1 protein-coding gene and 2 pseudogenes are annotated in these 1309 nt (G+C 43.9%); 2 read left to right on the forward strand and 1 reads right to left on the reverse strand.

The window, feature by feature from the left end; translation table 11 throughout:
* Positions 1 to 108: pseudogene (locus R7Q38_RS23595) on the forward strand (site-2 protease family protein); the annotation flags it as partial.
* Positions 109 to 191: 83 nt separating this feature from the next.
* Here R7Q38_RS23595 and R7Q38_RS23600 read toward each other — a convergent pair.
* Positions 192 to 980 (reverse strand): M48 family metallopeptidase, encoded by a 789-nt coding sequence (locus R7Q38_RS23600; RefSeq protein ID WP_005455384.1) that lies wholly within the window; start codon positions 978 to 980, stop codon positions 192 to 194.
* A gap of 204 nt (positions 981 to 1184) precedes the next feature.
* Here R7Q38_RS23600 and R7Q38_RS23605 point away from each other — a divergent pair.
* A pseudogene (locus R7Q38_RS23605) lies at positions 1185 to 1309 on the forward strand (esterase); the annotation flags it as partial.

Genomic DNA, 1309 nt, shown 5'->3' on the forward strand with positions numbered 1-1309 from the left:
TTGATTTGGTATTTAGCATCCGTTGGTGGTTTTGTTGGGATTATTTGGTATTTCGCAGGACTGGGTGACAGCTTACTCAGCTTACCTTTGCAAATTCTTGGAACTTAACGAAAGTTCTCAACACACAAATAACGAAAAAGCTCCTTAAGTAGGAGCTTTTTTGTATCAGACTTTGTAGGGTTATACGCTTTCTAACCACATTTCGGTGCTTTCACATTGTACTTCGGTAACTTGTTGATGGTTGCCTGCAAGTCTTTGATTCGCGTACTGTGAGAAGGGTGAGTAGAGAAAAACTCCGGCGGCTGAGCTCCACCTGATGCTGCACTCATGTTTTTCCACAGATCGACGCTTTGATTAGGATTGAATCCAGCTTTCGCCATGTACTCTAAGCCAACGATATCCGCTTCAGACTCTTGCGTTCTTCCATAAGGGAGAATCACGCCGTACTGCACACCAACACCTAACGCGGCCATAGTGAGCTGTTGATATTGCTTGTATTCAGATGCGCCAATTGCCACATTGGCTAACGACAGCCCAGCATTGGCCAATTGGCTTTGAGACAGCCGCTCGTTACTGTGTTCTGCTAAAACGTGCGCCACTTCGTGCCCGATAACCGTTGCTAACTGATCTTGGTTTTTCGCTACCTTGAGAAGGCCAGTGTAAACACCAATTTTTCCTCCTGGCAACGCAAACGCATTGACTTGGTCACTATCAAACACCACGACCTCCCAATCTTTGAAACCAGCTTGAGGTGGAATGGCATTGGTGATCTGCTTAGCTACGCATTGTACGTAAGCGTTGGTCTTTTTATCTTTACTGATTGGAATATCCTTCTTCATTTGATCAAAGGATTTTGCACCAAGTGATGACATTTCTTGATCTGAAAACATCAGTATTTGATTTCGACCAGTTGGTGAGGCGCTGCACGCAGTTAAGCCTGCTAAGGTCAAGAGAGCAGAGGCTTTAATCCATACCTTCATAAGTGGCTCCATATTCACTAATTCTTGTTTTGAACCAGTAGTATATACCCAAATGATGACAAGATGCATAGGCGAGGTAAGTGTGATTGTAGAGTTGAGGGCTAGCGCGTTTTGTCTTGAAGTGTCGCAGCAATAGAGACTATGCTAAGCGCTTGGCATAAATATGAATAAGCAGTCTCAACCTGCAAACAGTAAGAGCGAAAAATGAGTATTTGGAAAAAGCCGATCAGTTTGGACATCCTTAACGCTACATCAAGAAATACCATGATGGAGCACCTACAAATCGAGTACACCAACTTCACGGATGATTCATTAAGTGCAACGATGCC

Origin of the sequence: Vibrio sp. Vb0598 (assembly GCF_033338935.1) — a bacterium.
In the GTDB taxonomy this organism is placed as follows: domain Bacteria; phylum Pseudomonadota; class Gammaproteobacteria; order Enterobacterales; family Vibrionaceae; genus Vibrio; species Vibrio alginolyticus.